Raw genomic sequence first — 15,621 nt, forward strand, 5'->3', positions numbered from 1 at the left:
TCGCTACTGTTTATCTCGCTATTATGTATCTTACCACTATATATCTTTTACGACTAAGTGCTTGCCTATTTCTAATTAAGGAAGATGATGAATAATGACACGATTACTAAGAGTCAGCTAGCCGCTTATAAACCAACTACTGCTTATGTCGGGACTTCTTGGGCGGTGATGTTGGTGGGTGTCCTAGCGTATTTACTTGGCTTATGGAATGCACAGAGTATGTTATTAAATGAAAAAGGCTATTATATAGCGGTGCTGGCGCTAGGTCTTTATTCAGCAATTAGCTTGCAAAAAACCCTGCGTGATCGTAGTGAAGGTATTCCAACAACCAATATGTATTATCTAATCAGCTGGGCGGCTCTTGGATTGTCCATTGCGCTAATCGCTATTGGGTTGATGAATGCGGGAAGTTTAAGCTTAAGTGAAAAGGGCTTTTATATGATGGCATTTACCATGAGTTTATTTGCTGCAGTGACCATTCAAAAAAACACCCGTGACGAAGCACAGATTCGCACTTTAACTGCACCAATGATTACGACTGATACTCAAAGTAGTACTAAAATTGGTCATCAAGAGTCCCGAGACTCTGACACTGGAAAATCACTTTTTGGTGCGGTTAAATCTAGAATGGAAGGCAGTGATTAAACCTTTGACTAAAAATCTCAAGTAAGCGGTGTTTGTAAACGCGTACGATTTGGCGACAGGCGCGCAAGCATCGCTGTTGATAAGGGGGCAAATGCTCCTAACATCATATCTGTTAGCGCTTCAGCACATATTGGTGCAATGGCATACCCCTTAGCTCCCATGGCACTCATGACCCAAGTTCGTTTACTGTCTGCTAACGCTCCAACGATAGGATGATAATCAGGCGTTTGCGTACGAATCCCCGCCCGTCCTTGCCACAAACTAATATCTGTTGGAATAATCGAGTCCATCTCGGGAATGGCAGTCACTAGTTTGTCTCGGCTAATCTGATGCTCTTCTGTGCGAATATCTATGTCGGTATCATTGCGTATAAAGCTTGCGCCTAATAAAAACTGAGATTGCTGTTCTACAACATCGTTCAATTGTGCATCGCCTGTTTGCGCGGTAAATAACGCACAGTAACCGCTGTATTTAAGCGGTATTTTGGGCAATATGGTGAGCTGCTCGGTTGTGGGCGTAAACCAAGAAAGCTGACCACGAATTTTACGACAATCAAAAATACGCTTGTCCAGTTGATGACTCTCAAAAGCTGCGCAAATGACCACATTATCAGCGCTAATGGATATCGTCTGCTTATCCTGATTATTGCCTTCGATACAAACACTTTCTTCTGTTTCGCTAATACTCTTAACGTCTACTTGCTGAAAGTGGATGAGTGGATGCATTAGGATAGTATCTTTTAATGCTTGCGGATTGACCAAGCCAGACTGCGGTAAATACAAATTCTCTGATAAATCTTGTGTTTTTAACCCGCTGACAGTTTGCGCCTGCTCATGGGATAGTGTGGTGGCCATCTCATCGGGATAATCAGCGATTTGCTCTGTGCCAATATTGGCTTTCATAAGCAGATCAAGAGCGCCCGTTGGTTCAAGTATTGGCACTAATCCTGATTTTTTAGCGTCTACATTTAAGCATCGATATAGCCTGCTGCTATAGAGATAGCCTATGGTATGCAAATGTTCATCGACATGATGAATGGGCGTCATCTTGGGAGCGAGCAGAGCACGAGGGTTGCCTGATGCGCCTGCCAAGGGTGCTGATTTATCTAACAAGGTGACTTGAATACCACGATTGGCCAATGACCAAGCCGTTAATAGCCCCGAAACGCCAGCGCCAATGACAATGCTATGGGCGGGCAGGTTGTCAGTGGGTTTGGCAGATTGGCTATCGTTGTCGGGCGCGGCGGTGCTAGCATTATTGTAAAAGGTGATGTCTTTACTATTGGTGTCTTTACTATTGTTGCCATTATTATTGTCAGTTAAATTTATGGTATCCAGCATGATCGCCGTTAGCATTTCGTTCTTACGACCAAAGCCTTTCACTTTTTTAATCTGAAAGCCACAATCTTGCAGCGCACGTTTGACGATACCGGCACAGCTATAGGTGGCGGCAGTTGTATTGGGGCGTGATAAACGCTGCATTTGTGCAAAAATACTATCCGCCCACAAGGTACTATTGCAAGAGGGCGCAAAACCATCTAAAAACCAAGCGTCAACATAAGGTACATGCGAGCTAGAAGAGTTACTTGATAGTTTGGCTAAGCTCTCAGCTGCGTCACCCAACCATATATCAACGGTCAAATTATCATCAAAAAAGCTCAAACGATGACAGCCCGCGATAAGAGACGGATAGGCCGCTAATAATAGCTCAATCAGTGTTGTCAATTCAGGCGCGCGCTGTCCCCATAAGGCAAGTATTTGGGTAAGGTCGGTACGAGGTATCGGGAACTTTTCAGTGCTAATAAAATGCAGTTTTGCAGTTGCTAATTGAGGGTGTATATCCCGCAGCTGTCGCCATAGCTGCCACGTAGCGAGAAAATTCAGTCCAGTACCAAAGCCCAATTCAGCAATCGTAAAGCATTGATTTGGCGCAAGATTGGTCAGTCGTTCAGGCAATTGATTGTGCGCCAAAAATACATGACGCGATTCCGCTAAACCATCAGCATTTGAGAAGTAAACATCACCAAACTCACCCGATACAGGCACTTTATTACCCGTATCATCCATCTGCCAATCAATCTTGGCAGGGGTGATATTTGATGAGTGAATGCTTAGTGACTGAGTGTTTTTAGAGGATGTCGACGATGTATCAGTATCTTTTGATTCGAACGTGGATTTAGACATAGACAGTCACATAAGATAAATCAATAAAAAGCGCGTGGTACTAGTTACCAGCGTTCACGGCGGACAAACACCAGCCAAGAAACAAAAATACCAACCAACAAGCTAATTAAGACAGTGAATGCACCGTATAAAAAAAGCTGACCTTTGCTCTCGTAGACCAAAACATTTACTTGAGTTTGCAAGTCATTCAACTCGCGCTGCAACTGTGCATTACGGCTTAATAGCTGCTGATTGGCATCGGATAACGCCTTATCAGATGGTTGTAATTGCGCCGCTAATGTATCGCTGATATTCATCACTGAGTTTTTTGTTGGTTGAGCGGTCGATATTGGTTGAGCTGGCACGGGTGTCGTGAGTGTTGGATCAGCCACATCGATAGCTGTCACCGTCGGCGCAGCCTGTGCTGAAACAGTAGCCATAAAAATCATACTAACAATGCTACGCCGATAAGAGCGACTTTTTAACGAAGATAGGCACTGAATCACGATTTTGCTACTTTAGCTGATGCGCTTGCGCTGTCATCCGCTTTTGGCAATGTATGGATAAAGGGTTTGATATCTACGTGACTGTACACGCCATCACGTAAGTAAGGCTCATCGTTTGCCCATGCTTGCGCTGCTTCTGCAGAGTCAAAGTCAGCAATAATTAAGCTGCCTGACATCTCACCTTTGCCATGCTCGATGGGTGTTGGACCAGCGATAATCAGTCGATTGTCATGATCTAAAGCTTGCAAGCGTTCGACATGTTCAGCGCGGGTAATCTGACGTTGTGCGCTGCTATTGGCCACGTCATGACCAATAATGGCAAATAAGGACATGAGACTTCCTCGATTAATAAAAATTATGATTAATTTAAAGTGTTTTGCTTAATGCGCCCGAGCTAATTGCGATTAATGATTGTCGCTATTGGCATTTAGAGATAGCATTGGCTCTATTATAAAATGAGTATTATTTGACGGTTTTATCGGTGAGCGCAGGGTTGAGGTGCTTTTTTAATACGGCAAACTGGGCGATGACGAATACCAACATAATCGGAATCCAGCCATAAGTTTTAAAGTTAATCCATGCCTCATCTGACATCGTAAACGCTGTGATATAATGCAGTATGCCCATAAAGGCGAAGAATAGTGCCCAAGCGAGAGTGAGTTTTTTCCAACCACTCATCGTCAGCAAAAAAACATCTTTCATCGCCAGTTGCATCAGTGGCTTATTAATCGCAGCACTGACTAAAAGTGTTAGTGCAAAGATACCGTTGATAATAGGTGACTTCCAACGCAGATAGATATCATCACGCAATAATAAAGTACCACCACAAAACAAAATGGTTAATAGTAAGACAACCCATTGCTGTTTATCAAAAGTGCCTTTTTGGCGAATAAAATGAATGGCATAAACGATGATGGTGGCGATAAGCAACGCACCTGCCCCCGCTAGGATACCACTGTAGCGAGCAGCAATAAAAAAGGCAATTAAGGGAATAAAGTCTAATAAAGCTTTCATAGCAAAGGGGATGTCCGACAAAAACGTATGGGGTAGTTTACACGTCTACTGCGCCAAAAAAAAGCAATCAACACGATAATCATGCTATATCACAGGCCTGCGTAGCAATATCTGATGATTATGACTCATAATCATGACAACTGCCAAATATAACGGCTTATTGCCAATGTGCTCATTTTTTTTATTTTCTACACTTTTAATTTTTAATGCTAAGGCTTCTCTTATGAAATTCGATTTACATTGTCACAGCACTTGCTCTGATGGTACTTATGCACCAACGGAAGTGGTGCAGCGCGCCCATGCGGCCGGCGTCAATGTATTGGCATTGACCGATCACGATACGCTGGCAGGAATTGATGAGGCGCGTGCGGCTGCCATTGCCTGCGATATGCAGCTGATTAATGGGGTCGAGATAAGCTGTGAGCATACACTTATTGGTGGTTATGGCAAAAATAAATCAACCAATAAAATCATCCATGTGCTGGGGTTAGATTTTACCGATCGCGAAAAAATGCATGCAACGCTGCAGCAATTACAGGATAGCCGTGCCACGCGTGGTCAACGAATCACTGAAAAGCTCAGTGTGCTATTAGATATTAACTATGATGCGCTGTGGCAAGCCGTACTTGATAAAGCTGGCGGCAACCCACAAGCGGTCGGGCGCGCGCATATTGGTCAAGTATTGTTTGAGCGCGGTGAAGTCAAGACAGTACAAAAAGCCTTTGATAAGTATTTGGCAGATAATAAACCTGCTTATGTGGCGATTGATGCACTGAGTATGGCTGACGGCATTGAGCTGATCCATGCTTGTGGTGGCAAGGCGGTGTTGGCGCATCCCACGCGCTATCAGCTTTCAGCGACACGAGTCCGTAAACTGATTGAAGAGTTTGCTGGTCTTGGTGGCGATGCTTGTGAGCTGCCGTCGAATAGCGAACCGGTTAGTACTCGCAGAATGGCCGATCGCAGTATCGCTGCCCACAATCTTGTCGCCTCGATCGGCAGTGACTTTCATGGTAGCAATATGCCGTGGCGTCGTTTGGGTGATGTACCAACAATGAACCCTGATCAGCAGGGAGTTTGGCAGTCTTTTGCAATTTTTTCTTAGACGAAAATTCATTGCTGAATACAGTTTTGAATGTTGACTAAGCTCAAACATCAATTGACAGGTTATCCAAAAAACAGGCGTCATATATTGACGCATGAAGGCAGTAAATAGATTGATAACTGCGACAGAAATTGCCACACTAGATGAGTGGGATTTTTTTAAAAATGAAATTTTCGGGGTTAACTCCCATTTAGTTTACAAAATGTAGTACCGACACTCGCATTCTTATCTACTTAAGTTTTTGGGAATGGTATAAGGTAAAAAGTCATATCATTTATTATTGTTGATTCAGGCTTTTGGTTTTTATTTAATAGTTTTAATGTCGACTTAATTACTTTCAATATTTGCGGTAGCCCTACTATGGCTGTATCGATATCTCATCTAGGCTACACCAAGCTATCTCAAGCAATTTTTGAGTGGCAAGCTGCTGATAAAACGTCATTACTGGCTTTATTTATGGTGATGGAGGTATCTTTACACTGGCTATGGTGCTTATTTGTTTGGTGGCGCCGCGATATTTATGACACCTATGTCGATATAGCGCTGCTGTATCCACTATGGTTCGGCGTGACACTGGTAGCTTTGTTTTTATTATGGATGACCAGTCGTTTTTCACCTGTCAAAAAAGCCAATAGCAATTTGTATAAGTGGCAAGGCATACTAATTACGGTCTATAGTGCCTATATTGCAATGGTTATTTTAGTTTTAGGACATAGTAGCTTGGTCGCGGGCGTCTCTTTAGTCGGCGGTGCGATATTGGGGATGATGCTTATACGTCGGCGCTATGTATGGAGAGCATTTTTAGGGCACGCAGCCGTCATTCTAGCAGTCACATTCATTCCTTATCTTGGCGTTACTTTACCCAATCTGCGTCAAATGACGCTCACGGTCATTCCTCTTGATACCTATTATAGTTATATCAATTATAGTGAAATTACGACAATCGAAAACGCCATCTCTGCCTCTATTTTTCAAAATGGCACACTAAATTGGGACAGTGTTGATCAATTGCGCCGATCTTCCGCTTTTTTTTGGCGTTCTACACATATTTATATGGCGCTACCAAAAGCTATTTTTATTATCTATATGTTTCGTACTTTGTTACTAATATTAGATGACAGTAAAAAGGAAATTCTGCAGCATGCCAATCAAGATGAGCTAACTCAACTCAAAAGTCGCCGTTACGGGATGATGCAAATGAAGCAGGTGCTGAAGTCAGTAGAAGACCATCAAGATATCAGCGTTATTTTATTGGATTTGGATTGGTTTAAAGAGGTCAATGACAGTTACGGCCATGAGATTGGGGATCGAGTATTGGTAGAGGTCGCGCAGACGCTCTTGCAGTCTTTAACTGATGAAACAATCGTGAGTCGCTATGGCGGTGAGGAGTTTTTGATTGTATTGCCAGATACGAAGCACGACACAGCTATGATAATTGCTGAACAATTACGGCGCGTTATCGCCAAACACGTCATCATTCTCGATGACGATACAGCCTTTAGTGTGACTGCCAGCTTGGGGCTATATACACTGACCCATGGTGAGCGTAATTGTATAAAACAAGCCTGCGAAACTCTGAATAAAAAGGATGCCTCGCAGTCGCTTGCTAAACCGCAGAGAATCCCCTCGTATAGTAGCAAACGCGTGAATCGTAAAATTCCCACAGTGCAGCTACCTCATGATATTTGCCAGCGCTTAATTTGTATGGCAGATAAGGCTTTGTATGAAGCCAAAGGCCGTGGCCGTGATCAAGTGGTGAGTGCCAACGAGATGTTGGCAGCAAAAAATAATAATATTGAAGCGCTCTATGGCACATAGCTAGCTGCCATAGTCGAAGGGTCAACTACGCTTTAGTGTATTAATTGTTTTACTAAGCTTGCCAAGACACTGGTGGCAAAGCTACCTGTCGTTAACGTAAAGCTCAGAACCAATGTCTGTTCATTATCTTTATCCTGCCATTCCCAAGACAGCGCTTCAATAGGTAGGCGCAGCGCGCGGCGCTGTGCTTTTACATCGCGCTGCTCTAAGCCATTGGCTAAGCGAGCCAGTAGCGGATTTTGCTGAATCACATTTTTCTCAGTACTTGCCGCCATGCCACTGACTTTATCATTATCCTTGCCCCATAATGCAGCAGTGGGATGGATATCACCCGTCTCAAGGCGTGCACGCAACGTGTTGTCTATGGCTTCGCTAGTAAATATTGATCCTGAACCCTCTAAGTTAAACACTTCTCCTGCCAGCCCAGTACTCCAGCTGCCATCACGCACTCGTACCGCCAATATCTCATTGAAAATTAAGCTACGTGCGGCAGACAGCTCCATTGTATTTTGCTCACGTGGCGCGTGCTTGCGTTTGCTCTTTTTGGGTTGTGGTCGACTTTGCTGTAGTGGGCGTGCAAACAGCGATAATGCTTCTCTAATATTATTGCCATTACGTCCAAAACGCTGAGGGCCAAAATAATTGGGTACGCCAGCTATAGCGATGCTTGCTAAATGCTGTTCGACATCTTGCTTCGCCGACAATAATTGCTCAGGTGCTGGCAATGCTGTATCAAAATCAGCAAATTGGATATTACGCAAGGTAATGATAAATTGATTAGCGCGATGCGTGCCGCGATTGAGCTTTTTGTTGTGCCATTGCTGGTCGATGATCGTGACCGATTCATTGGCTCCGATATCGGCTGGTGCAAATTCAGCCGCTGGCAGCTGTTTTTTTGGTATCCGTAAGCTGAACCACTGGGTTGTCAATGCATGGCGATCTTTAAGACCTGAATAACCAACATCGCGCAGAGGAATCTCTGCCCACTCTGACAGCAGTTTGGCAAGATAAGCGGTATTCATCCCTGATTTTTGGATATGCAGCCATAAATGCTCACCTTCACCGGTGAATTCGAGCGGCAATAGCTCATTAACGATAAAGTCTGTTGCGTGGGCTTTATAGGTTGCTTGCTGTACAGGTGGTTGAAGAGGCTGCGGTAACTGCGCAGTATCCGTCGCGGCGGTAATATCGATACTTGCCATATCAAACTGCTCATTATCAAATTGATTGTTTTCGAGAGCGGATTGAGGGCTAGCATTAATATCGGTCATGTCATCACGAGAATTCATAAAGTCGTCTTTTATGTTGAGGATAAGATTTAAAAAGAATAGGTAAGCATAGGGATTAACAGTTAACGATTACGTTTTGCAACGCAGGAAACATACAAAAAAACAGCGTGTGCGAAAGTGTCTTGCTACTATCAATGGATAGCGTTTTAAAAAAGCATTTAAATAAACGTATCGAGAACGGTGTTTTTCGTTGAAACTGGCTGATGTGATAGGGTTATTTTCAACACGTTTGATTCAGGGAACCATTATAACTGTTAAGGACGACTTATGACCAATGCAACGATTGACACAGTGACTATTAATAAGGCTGATATTGCCAGTGGCGGCATGAAATCTTACAAGCAAGATGATGATAGTATCATTTTAATCACCCGCGACGACGATGAGTTTCAGGCGTTCGATGGCAAATGCCCGCACGCAGGCGCAGATTTAGGCACAGGATTACGTTGTGGCAATCGCGTGGTCTGTCCTTGGCATCATGCGACTTTTGATAGCCGCGATGGTACTCTGTTAGAGCCAGTCGCGACAGAAGGTTTGACTCAATATGAAGTGACCGATAATGGCGACAACTTGACGGTGAATATCTCAGCGAAGATAGATAAACAGATTACAAATGATAAGCTTATCGAGACGCATACTCTCATCGTGGGCGGTGGCGCGGCTGGTTTTATGACAGCGCATCAGCTGCGTAACACTGGCTATGGCGGCAAAATCACCTTGATTAGTGCTGATGATAAAGCCCCTTATAATCGTCCATTATTGTCCAAAGCATTTTTAGCGGGCAATATGCCTGAAGAGAAGCTTCTACTAGGCGGTGCAGATTGGGCGAGCAAACACGATATTAATTTACGCTTGAATCAAACTGTCAGCGAAGTATTGCCCAATGAACGTACCATTATCATTAAAGATAAAAATGGTCATAGCGACAGACAAACTGCTGATTTTTTAGTGGTTGCAACAGGCGCTGAGCCAAAGATACCGCCCTTTAAAGGGGCTGAGCTTGATGGCGTTTATACGCTGCGTAGTATGGATGATGCCAAATTGATAAAAGCGGCCAGTCACGATCAGCGTGTGGTGATTATCGGTACTGGCTTTATCGGTATGGAGGTCGCTTCCGCATTGGCGCAGGCAGGCACGACGGCTTCTATTACCGTCATCGGAAAAGACCATCGCGTCATGGGAAATATTGTCTCCGAAACCGTCAGTAATGCGCTGATCAAGCTGCATGAAGAAAAAGGCATTCAGTTTGTTTTTGATGCCACGGTCAATGAAATCACTGAGGTTAAAAGGGTTGTTAATCGGTCTGAGAATGAAGAAGAAAATCAAACCTTTTCACAAGTGGGCGGTGTCACGCTGGCGAACGGTGAGCAAGTTGATGCTGATATTGTGATTTTAGGGACTGGCGTAGCACCACGTATAGAACTGTTCGAAGAAGTAAACGCGCCAGATGGTGTTCAAGTGGATGAGTATTTACAGCTGCGTGATGGGGTCTATGCATTGGGTGATATTGCGAAAGCTTCTGGACAAATGGGGCGCATGCGCATTGAACATTGGCGCGTGGCCTTGCAACATGGCTTAGTGACTGCGGCTGCGATATTAAATGATGATAGTGTCAACTCGCTCGCCGCGCGTATCCCTTTCTTTTGGACGATGCAATATGGCAAGAGCCTACGCTATAGTGGACATGCGAAGACACCCGATAATAATATCTTGTTTGGTTCGCCAGATACGTTAGATTATATCGAATACTACTTTGATGATGTTGGGGAAAACACACGTGCTAGTGCGGCTAGCACTTTAGGGCGTGATAAAGAGTTGGTTGCCTTTTCTGAACTACTCCGCCGTGGTCATGCACCAACGCGTGCACAGCTCAATGCAGGATTTAATATTATCGACCAAGCACAGGCGTTATCGCCCTAGTACTCAAGATGGATACATATTACTATTAAGGCTGACCTATCGATTTGGGTCAGTTTTTTTAATACAAACAAGGAAAGGAAAAATTATAATATGAATAAAAACACTATAGATAAAAATTACTTGGATAGAGAGTCCGTGTTTTTACGACAAGCGCAAGCCGATGATATTGGTGCACTTGAGCAATTATTAAATCGCTGTTATCGCGAGACCGCAGGTTGGACCAATGAGGCGGATTTAATTGGCGGTATTCGAACCACGTCAGCTGAGCTCGCTGCCGTGATTAATGACCCTAATCACTATTACTTTGTCTATCCAAAAACGACAACGGGCGACCGTGATGGAAAGGAAACGGGTGAGATACTCGGTTGTATCGCTGTCGATATCAAAACCGATGCTGACTCAAATAACAAAGCCTACATCGGCATGTTTGCAGTAGATCCAGAGCTGCAAGGGCAGGGCGTTGGTAATGTTATTTTGCAAGCAGCAGAAACCTTTGCTACTCATCATCTACAGTCAGATGAGCAAGCAGCAGCTAAAAACACTGCGCGTTTGACCATGTCCATTTTGAGTCATCGTCCTGAGCTGTTGGCTTACTATCAGCGCCGAGGTTATGAGCTAAATGGTAATAAAATACCATTTCCAAATGACGGCAATAATGGCGAGCCAAAGCGTGAAGATTTAGAATTATTGGAGTTAGAAAAAATGGTTCATTGAAAAATCTTGAATGTTTAAAGGCTGATTTTATTAACCCCAAAAATGACCAAAGGTCATAAATAGCCCAACACTTAGTAATATAAATGCCACGATGATTAAGCGCTTGAACCAGTTAAAAGCGGGCAAGCGCGTGGCATTGTCATCAGACATCAGATAGGCAAACAAAAATAACAAACTTGCTGCCAAGGTCATAATTCCCAGACCAATCGGTAATATAAAAAAGTACACCTGCCACACAGTTATCTCGCAACGGTTTTGAATACCACATCATAGCAGTATCGTGAATGCACTGTCAGTATACACCGCACGTTAATTCCTTCATCTCATTAGATTATTAAAGCTATTCATCATAAATCCAAACTTGTACTCTAAAATTAAGTTGGGTATTTAGAAGTAATTCTGTATAGTGAAGTAACATTATAGACACATTGAGATTGAGATGACTAATCTGAAAAAACTGGCAGTCATAGCATTACTAACACCGCTATTTGTCGCATGCTCTAATGCACCTTCTGAAAGCACAGTTGAAGCGTTAATCGAGGCACAATACGAGCAAGCCAATAGTATGATGGACGATGCGATGGCGAATGCAGGTAATGATGAGATGGCAAAGGCGATGAGCGGCATGATGGAGGGTATGATGCCAAAGCTTGAACGCGTCGAAAATATCAACTGTGATACTGTCGAGGGTGACAATACTTATATGTGTACTGCTGATATCACTCAGACAATCGCGGGAGAGAGCCGCACTAACAAGACCAATTTCAAGGTTTATCAAGTGAACGATGAATGGGTATTAGGCAATTAAAGCAGAGCTATATTTTTTAAAGTTACTCATAATAAAATCATCAGAAATTTCAAGTCACATTTACTTTATTCTTAGAGAAATAAAATGCTAAAAAAAATCGCTTTTCTAACGATTACATCAATACTATTTGCCGGTTGTGCTTCTGTACCCACTGAAAATATCGAAGTATCTAGCGTACTCAAGCAAGTGAAAGCACCTAGTGCCAACAATGCTGGTCTATATATTTATCGTAGCAATAGTGTGGTGGGTGGAGCTCTAAAGAAAGATGTGTGGGTAGATGATGAATGTATTGGTGAAACTGCACGAGGCACTTTTTTCTATCATGAAGTGCTGGGCAATATGCAGCACAAAGTTTCTACCGAATCTGAATTTTCTCCTAACGATTTAATGATTGATACTACAGCGGGTAATAACTACTTTGTAAAACAATATATTAAGCCAGGTTTAATTGTTGGTGGTGCGGGTGTTAAACTGGTACCTGAAAGTGAAGGCAGGGAAGCAATCGCTGACCTCAAACTCGGCATAAAAGGGACTTGTAGCAAGTAGTGCAAGTCATTATCTATAAGGAAAGGCTACCTCATTAGGGGTAGCCTTTCTACTAATTTAGCCCAGTCTTTCTATCAAACTAGCGCATTGTCACAAACTCTTCTGAGCCAGTTGGATGAATGGCAACCGTATTGTCAAAGTCCGCTTTAGTCGCGCCCATTTTGATGGCGACGGCAAAGCCCTGAATCATCTCATCAACACCAAAGCCAAGACCGTGTAGACCAATGACTTTTTCCTCATCACCCAAGCACACCAGTTTCATCATACACTTCTGACGATGCTGGGTCACCGCGCTATACATCGAGGTAAATGTTGAGTTATAGCATTTGATATTTTCTTTGCCATAGCGCTCAACCGCGTCGATTTCAGACAAGCCAATCGTACCAATAGCAGGATGGGTAAAGATCACCGTCGGTATCAACGTATAGTCCAAATGCTCATTAGGTTTGTTGTTAAACAAGCGCTCTGAAAGACGACGACCTGCTGCAATAGCTACTGGCGTCAAATCCACACTGTTTTCGATAATATCGCCGACCGCATAGATGTTCTTAACATTGGTGTTCTGGAATTTATCGACTTTGATTTTGCCAATTTCGTTCGTTTCCACACCCGTCACTTGCAGGTTGATATTGTCTGTCGATGGCGCACGACCAATCGCCCAAATCAAACAATCTGTCGTGTCTAGACTGCCATTTTCGGTACATAAAGTCAGGCTGCCATCTTCGTTTTTATTGACTTCCGTGAGCGTAGTATTGGTATGCAATTGAATACCGTCTTGCTCCATCTCTATCAGCAACGCCTCTACCACACTGTGATCAAATGAGCGCAGCGGCGAGTGCTGGCGTACATACAAATGCACCTCAGCGCCCAAACTGTTCAACACGCCTGCGATTTCAACAGCGATATATCCAGCTCCCACAATTGCCACGCGTTTTGGCAAATGATTCAACGCAAAAAAGCCATCAGAGTCGATGCCGTATTCTGCGCCTTTGATGTCTGGCTGAATCGGGTGACCGCCTGTGGCAATCAAAATATGGTCAGCGGTAATCAGCTCGCCATTCACTTCTACGGTATTGGTATCGACAAATTTGGCAAAGCCTTTGATCACTTCTACGCCATTTTTGGCTAAGTTATTGTCATAAGAGCGATGGATATTTTCGATATATTGTTGACGGCTCTGTACCAGTTTTTGAAAGTCAAAACCTTTAATATCCACATCAAAGCCATAGTCTGGCGCATATTTATGAATCGCCTCGGCAACTTGTGCGCCATACCACATCACTTTTTTGGGAACGCAGCCCAAATTCACACAAGTACCGCCCAGTTGGTTGGCTTCGATAATGGCGCATTTTTTGCCATAGCTCGCCGCACGGTTGATGGAAGCAATGCCACCGCTACCGCCGCCAATGGCGATATAGTCATAATGTTTTGTCATGGTTAAGTCTCTTTATTCAGGACGTATTGATGGGTATTGGTACAATTTTGCCGTCTATTATTTTTTAATTCTGTTGTTTTGAACTCTATTGTAATGGGTATCATTATTAATCTTACAAGGTTTTGCTTATGAGGATGTACCAGCTAGCATCAGAATATAAAAGCATTTAGGCAGAAATAGCCTGACATCTAATAATTCCATTTAAACCCAACTGCACTCATCTAAACTTACTTAAACAATGGCACGTCGTCTATAAAATAACAGTCCGGGAATGGATAAGCCTAGCACCAATCCTGAGGTGACAAATAAAGCTTCGAACAAATACACCATCATTTGGCTAAATAACTCGTCTGAAAAGCCAAAATAACCAATCTGCACCATACTGACCATCGCCTTATACGCGGCGATACCGGGCATCATACAAATGACACTAGGCGAGATAAGTGCTTTGGGTGGTAAGGTATATTTCTTAGAAAAATACACGCCTAAAAAGCTGGCAAGCATTGCCCCAAAAAAGCTAGCAACCACGATATGTACATGTTGATAAACCAGAGCAGTCTTTAATCCGAAGCCAAAAGCAGTCATCAGCAAACAAGGCAAAATATAGCGTTTGGGTACGCTGAACATCAGCGTCCAACCAAGGGTAATAATACATGAAAGCACAACAGTCTCAATGAACCACATCTCAAAACCCCCAATGCTGTATGCGTAATAAAACTAACGCCATCACGATGCCAACGCACGCGGATAGGGTGAGCATATAGGTAAATACCGCACGCCCAACGCCAATATTGACATAGCCTTTTAAGATATCTGAGAAAGAATTGATCAAAGGAAAGCTGGGCACCAGTAGCAAGACGCTAGAGGCAACCGCAATATCGGCATTATTACCAATATCAAAATAGTAGGTCGTCGCTCCAATTAAAGAAGCAATAAAAGCCGTCACAATGACGGTGATAAAGGGATTAAAGTGATGCTTGGACAGATAAATACGAGTGAACATCGCTACCATACCCGCAATAAATGTCACCGCGGTAATAGACCAGCTGCCGCCATTCAGATACGCAAACGCTGCGCAAGACGCACCAACAAATATGCCCACCAGCCACGTTGGGTATACGGTTTTATCCAACTCATCAAAGGCAAGGGTAGTGCGGTCAATCAAATCGGTACTATCGACGGTGGCTTCGGTTTTATTGATAATTTGCTGGATTTGTACCAATAAATTGACATTGATGCTCTGATTGATCGTGTCTCTGGTGGTGGTGATACAGCGCTCGTCACAGATGGTCGTCAGGGTGATGGCGTTAAAGTTCAGCGAACATTCAACGCTGTTCATCCCCAACGCAAGCCCCAAGCGTTTGGACAAGTCCACCACCACGGCAGACTCAGCGCCATACTGCATGAGGAGTAAGCCGCAGCGCACGCATAGTCGAGTAATGCGTTGCTGCTTTACGTAGCTGATAGAGGTCATGGTGAGACACGCAGGTTGGTTGGTATCGATACGCTATTATAAAGGGTCTGGGAGCTGACGCGCAGACATTATCGGACATTATGTTTGATGCTACTATAAATTATAAACTTTTTTGGCAAAGAGAAAATAGAACGTACGGTAGATGCGCGAGTGATAAATGTAGAAAGGGCGTTCATGTAGGTGGA

The 15,621-nt window shown here is 43.6% G+C and carries 16 protein-coding genes; 7 read left to right on the plus strand and 9 right to left on the minus strand.

Annotated features, from left to right (window positions below; translation table 11 throughout):
* Positions 1 to 87: 87 nt before the first annotated feature.
* Positions 88 to 645 (plus strand): inner membrane protein YiaA, encoded by a 558-nt coding sequence (gene yiaA / locus B2575_RS10360; RefSeq protein WP_055124683.1) that lies wholly within the window; start codon positions 88 to 90, stop codon positions 643 to 645.
* A 17-nt stretch (positions 646 to 662) separates the two neighbouring features.
* On the opposite strand, the gene mnmD is transcribed toward yiaA, so the two are convergent.
* The 4 genes from mnmD to ispZ form a co-directional block, all read right to left on the minus strand.
* On the minus strand, positions 663 to 2,828 hold the full coding sequence (gene mnmD / locus B2575_RS10365; RefSeq protein ID WP_414707433.1) for a tRNA (5-methylaminomethyl-2-thiouridine)(34)-methyltransferase MnmD: 2,166 nt from the start codon (positions 2,826 to 2,828) through the stop codon (positions 663 to 665).
* 44 nt (positions 2,829 to 2,872) lie between these two features.
* Entirely contained in the window at positions 2,873 to 3,247 is a 375-nt protein-coding gene (locus tag B2575_RS10370) for a hypothetical protein (RefSeq protein WP_227676597.1), read from the minus strand.
* A gap of 62 nt (positions 3,248 to 3,309) precedes the next feature.
* Positions 3,310 to 3,645, minus strand: a complete 336-nt coding sequence (locus B2575_RS10375; protein ID WP_250163068.1) for a YciI family protein — start codon at positions 3,643 to 3,645, stop codon at positions 3,310 to 3,312.
* 130 nt (positions 3,646 to 3,775) lie between these two features.
* Entirely contained in the window at positions 3,776 to 4,327 is a 552-nt protein-coding gene (gene ispZ / locus B2575_RS10380; RefSeq protein WP_045444273.1) for a septation protein IspZ, read from the minus strand.
* Positions 4,328 to 4,550: 223 nt separating this feature from the next.
* Between ispZ and B2575_RS10385 the strand changes: the two genes are divergently transcribed.
* Together B2575_RS10385 and B2575_RS10390 are read left to right on the plus strand one after the other, a co-directional pair.
* Positions 4,551 to 5,432, plus strand: a complete 882-nt coding sequence (locus tag B2575_RS10385) for a PHP domain-containing protein (RefSeq protein WP_296241851.1) — start codon at positions 4,551 to 4,553, stop codon at positions 5,430 to 5,432.
* 360 nt (positions 5,433 to 5,792) lie between these two features.
* Entirely contained in the window at positions 5,793 to 7,250 is a 1,458-nt protein-coding gene (locus tag B2575_RS10390) for a GGDEF domain-containing protein (RefSeq protein ID WP_296241854.1), read from the plus strand.
* A gap of 32 nt (positions 7,251 to 7,282) precedes the next feature.
* Here B2575_RS10390 and truD read toward each other — a convergent pair whose 3' ends face one another.
* A complete protein-coding gene (truD, locus tag B2575_RS10395; RefSeq protein ID WP_296241892.1) occupies positions 7,283 to 8,452 on the minus strand; it encodes a tRNA pseudouridine(13) synthase TruD in 1,170 nt (389 codons plus the stop codon).
* A gap of 354 nt (positions 8,453 to 8,806) precedes the next feature.
* Here truD and B2575_RS10400 point away from each other — a divergent pair, with 354 nt between their 5' ends.
* Both B2575_RS10400 and B2575_RS10405 read left to right on the plus strand, forming a co-directional pair.
* A complete protein-coding gene (locus B2575_RS10400; RefSeq protein WP_296241856.1) occupies positions 8,807 to 10,459 on the plus strand; it encodes an FAD-dependent oxidoreductase in 1,653 nt (550 codons plus the stop codon).
* 90 nt (positions 10,460 to 10,549) lie between these two features.
* Positions 10,550 to 11,173, plus strand: coding sequence for a GNAT family N-acetyltransferase (locus B2575_RS10405; RefSeq protein ID WP_296241860.1), 624 nt, complete (start codon positions 10,550 to 10,552; stop codon positions 11,171 to 11,173).
* A gap of 30 nt (positions 11,174 to 11,203) precedes the next feature.
* Here B2575_RS10405 and B2575_RS10410 read toward each other — a convergent pair whose 3' ends face one another.
* Positions 11,204 to 11,365: a hypothetical protein gene (locus B2575_RS10410; protein WP_227676031.1), complete on the minus strand. Its 162-nt coding sequence runs from the start codon at positions 11,363 to 11,365 to the stop codon at positions 11,204 to 11,206.
* 247 nt (positions 11,366 to 11,612) lie between these two features.
* On the opposite strand from B2575_RS10410, the gene B2575_RS10415 reads away from it, so the two are divergent.
* Positions 11,613 to 11,981: a hypothetical protein gene (locus B2575_RS10415; RefSeq protein ID WP_045454206.1), complete on the plus strand. Its 369-nt coding sequence runs from the start codon at positions 11,613 to 11,615 to the stop codon at positions 11,979 to 11,981.
* Between the two features lie 84 nt (positions 11,982 to 12,065).
* Positions 12,066 to 12,527: a DUF2846 domain-containing protein gene (locus tag B2575_RS10420; protein WP_060491730.1), complete on the plus strand. Its 462-nt coding sequence runs from the start codon at positions 12,066 to 12,068 to the stop codon at positions 12,525 to 12,527.
* A 79-nt stretch (positions 12,528 to 12,606) separates the two neighbouring features.
* Here the strand turns inward: B2575_RS10420 and gorA are convergent, their stop codons facing one another.
* From gorA to B2575_RS10435, 3 genes are all read right to left on the minus strand, one after another.
* Complete coding sequence (gene gorA, locus B2575_RS10425; RefSeq protein WP_296241868.1) at positions 12,607 to 13,962, minus strand: glutathione-disulfide reductase; 1,356 nt, start codon at positions 13,960 to 13,962, stop codon at positions 12,607 to 12,609.
* Positions 13,963 to 14,193: 231 nt separating this feature from the next.
* Positions 14,194 to 14,646, minus strand: coding sequence for a threonine/serine exporter family protein (locus B2575_RS10430; protein WP_055124673.1), 453 nt, complete (start codon positions 14,644 to 14,646; stop codon positions 14,194 to 14,196).
* 1 nt (position 14,647) lies between these two features.
* Complete coding sequence (locus B2575_RS10435; RefSeq protein WP_045444295.1) at positions 14,648 to 15,436, minus strand: threonine/serine ThrE exporter family protein; 789 nt, start codon at positions 15,434 to 15,436, stop codon at positions 14,648 to 14,650.
* Positions 15,437 to 15,621 lie beyond the last annotated feature (185 nt).

It is taken from the genome of Psychrobacter sp. UBA6739 (assembly GCF_002453835.1).
Classification (GTDB): domain Bacteria; phylum Pseudomonadota; class Gammaproteobacteria; order Pseudomonadales; family Moraxellaceae; genus Psychrobacter; species Psychrobacter immobilis_A.

Bases quoted from the DNA above. Each gene is read 5' to 3' on its own strand.
- B2575_RS10420 (WP_060491730.1), top strand. From the start codon at position 12,066: ATGCTAAAAAAAATCGCTTTTCTAACGATTACATCAATACTATTTGCC.
- ispZ (WP_045444273.1), bottom strand. From the start codon at position 4,327: ATGAAAGCTTTATTAGACTTTATTCCCTTAATTGCCTTTTTTATTGCT.
- B2575_RS10405 (WP_296241860.1), top strand. From the start codon at position 10,550: ATGAATAAAAACACTATAGATAAAAATTACTTGGATAGAGAGTCCGTG.
- B2575_RS10390 (WP_296241854.1), top strand. From the start codon at position 5,793: ATGGCTGTATCGATATCTCATCTAGGCTACACCAAGCTATCTCAAGCA.
- B2575_RS10435 (WP_045444295.1), bottom strand. From the start codon at position 15,436: ATGACCTCTATCAGCTACGTAAAGCAGCAACGCATTACTCGACTATGC.
- B2575_RS10375 (WP_250163068.1), bottom strand. From the start codon at position 3,645: ATGTCCTTATTTGCCATTATTGGTCATGACGTGGCCAATAGCAGCGCA.
- gorA (WP_296241868.1), bottom strand. From the start codon at position 13,962: ATGACAAAACATTATGACTATATCGCCATTGGCGGCGGTAGCGGTGGC.
- B2575_RS10400 (WP_296241856.1), top strand. From the start codon at position 8,807: ATGACCAATGCAACGATTGACACAGTGACTATTAATAAGGCTGATATT.
- mnmD (WP_414707433.1), bottom strand. From the start codon at position 2,828: ATGTCTAAATCCACGTTCGAATCAAAAGATACTGATACATCGTCGACA.
- yiaA (WP_055124683.1), top strand. From the start codon at position 88: ATGAATAATGACACGATTACTAAGAGTCAGCTAGCCGCTTATAAACCA.
- B2575_RS10430 (WP_055124673.1), bottom strand. From the start codon at position 14,646: ATGTGGTTCATTGAGACTGTTGTGCTTTCATGTATTATTACCCTTGGT.
- B2575_RS10370 (WP_227676597.1), bottom strand. From the start codon at position 3,247: ATGGCTACTGTTTCAGCACAGGCTGCGCCGACGGTGACAGCTATCGAT.
- B2575_RS10410 (WP_227676031.1), bottom strand. From the start codon at position 11,365: ATGACCTTGGCAGCAAGTTTGTTATTTTTGTTTGCCTATCTGATGTCT.
- B2575_RS10385 (WP_296241851.1), top strand. From the start codon at position 4,551: ATGAAATTCGATTTACATTGTCACAGCACTTGCTCTGATGGTACTTAT.
- truD (WP_296241892.1), bottom strand. From the start codon at position 8,452: ATGGCAAGTATCGATATTACCGCCGCGACGGATACTGCGCAGTTACCG.
- B2575_RS10415 (WP_045454206.1), top strand. From the start codon at position 11,613: ATGACTAATCTGAAAAAACTGGCAGTCATAGCATTACTAACACCGCTA.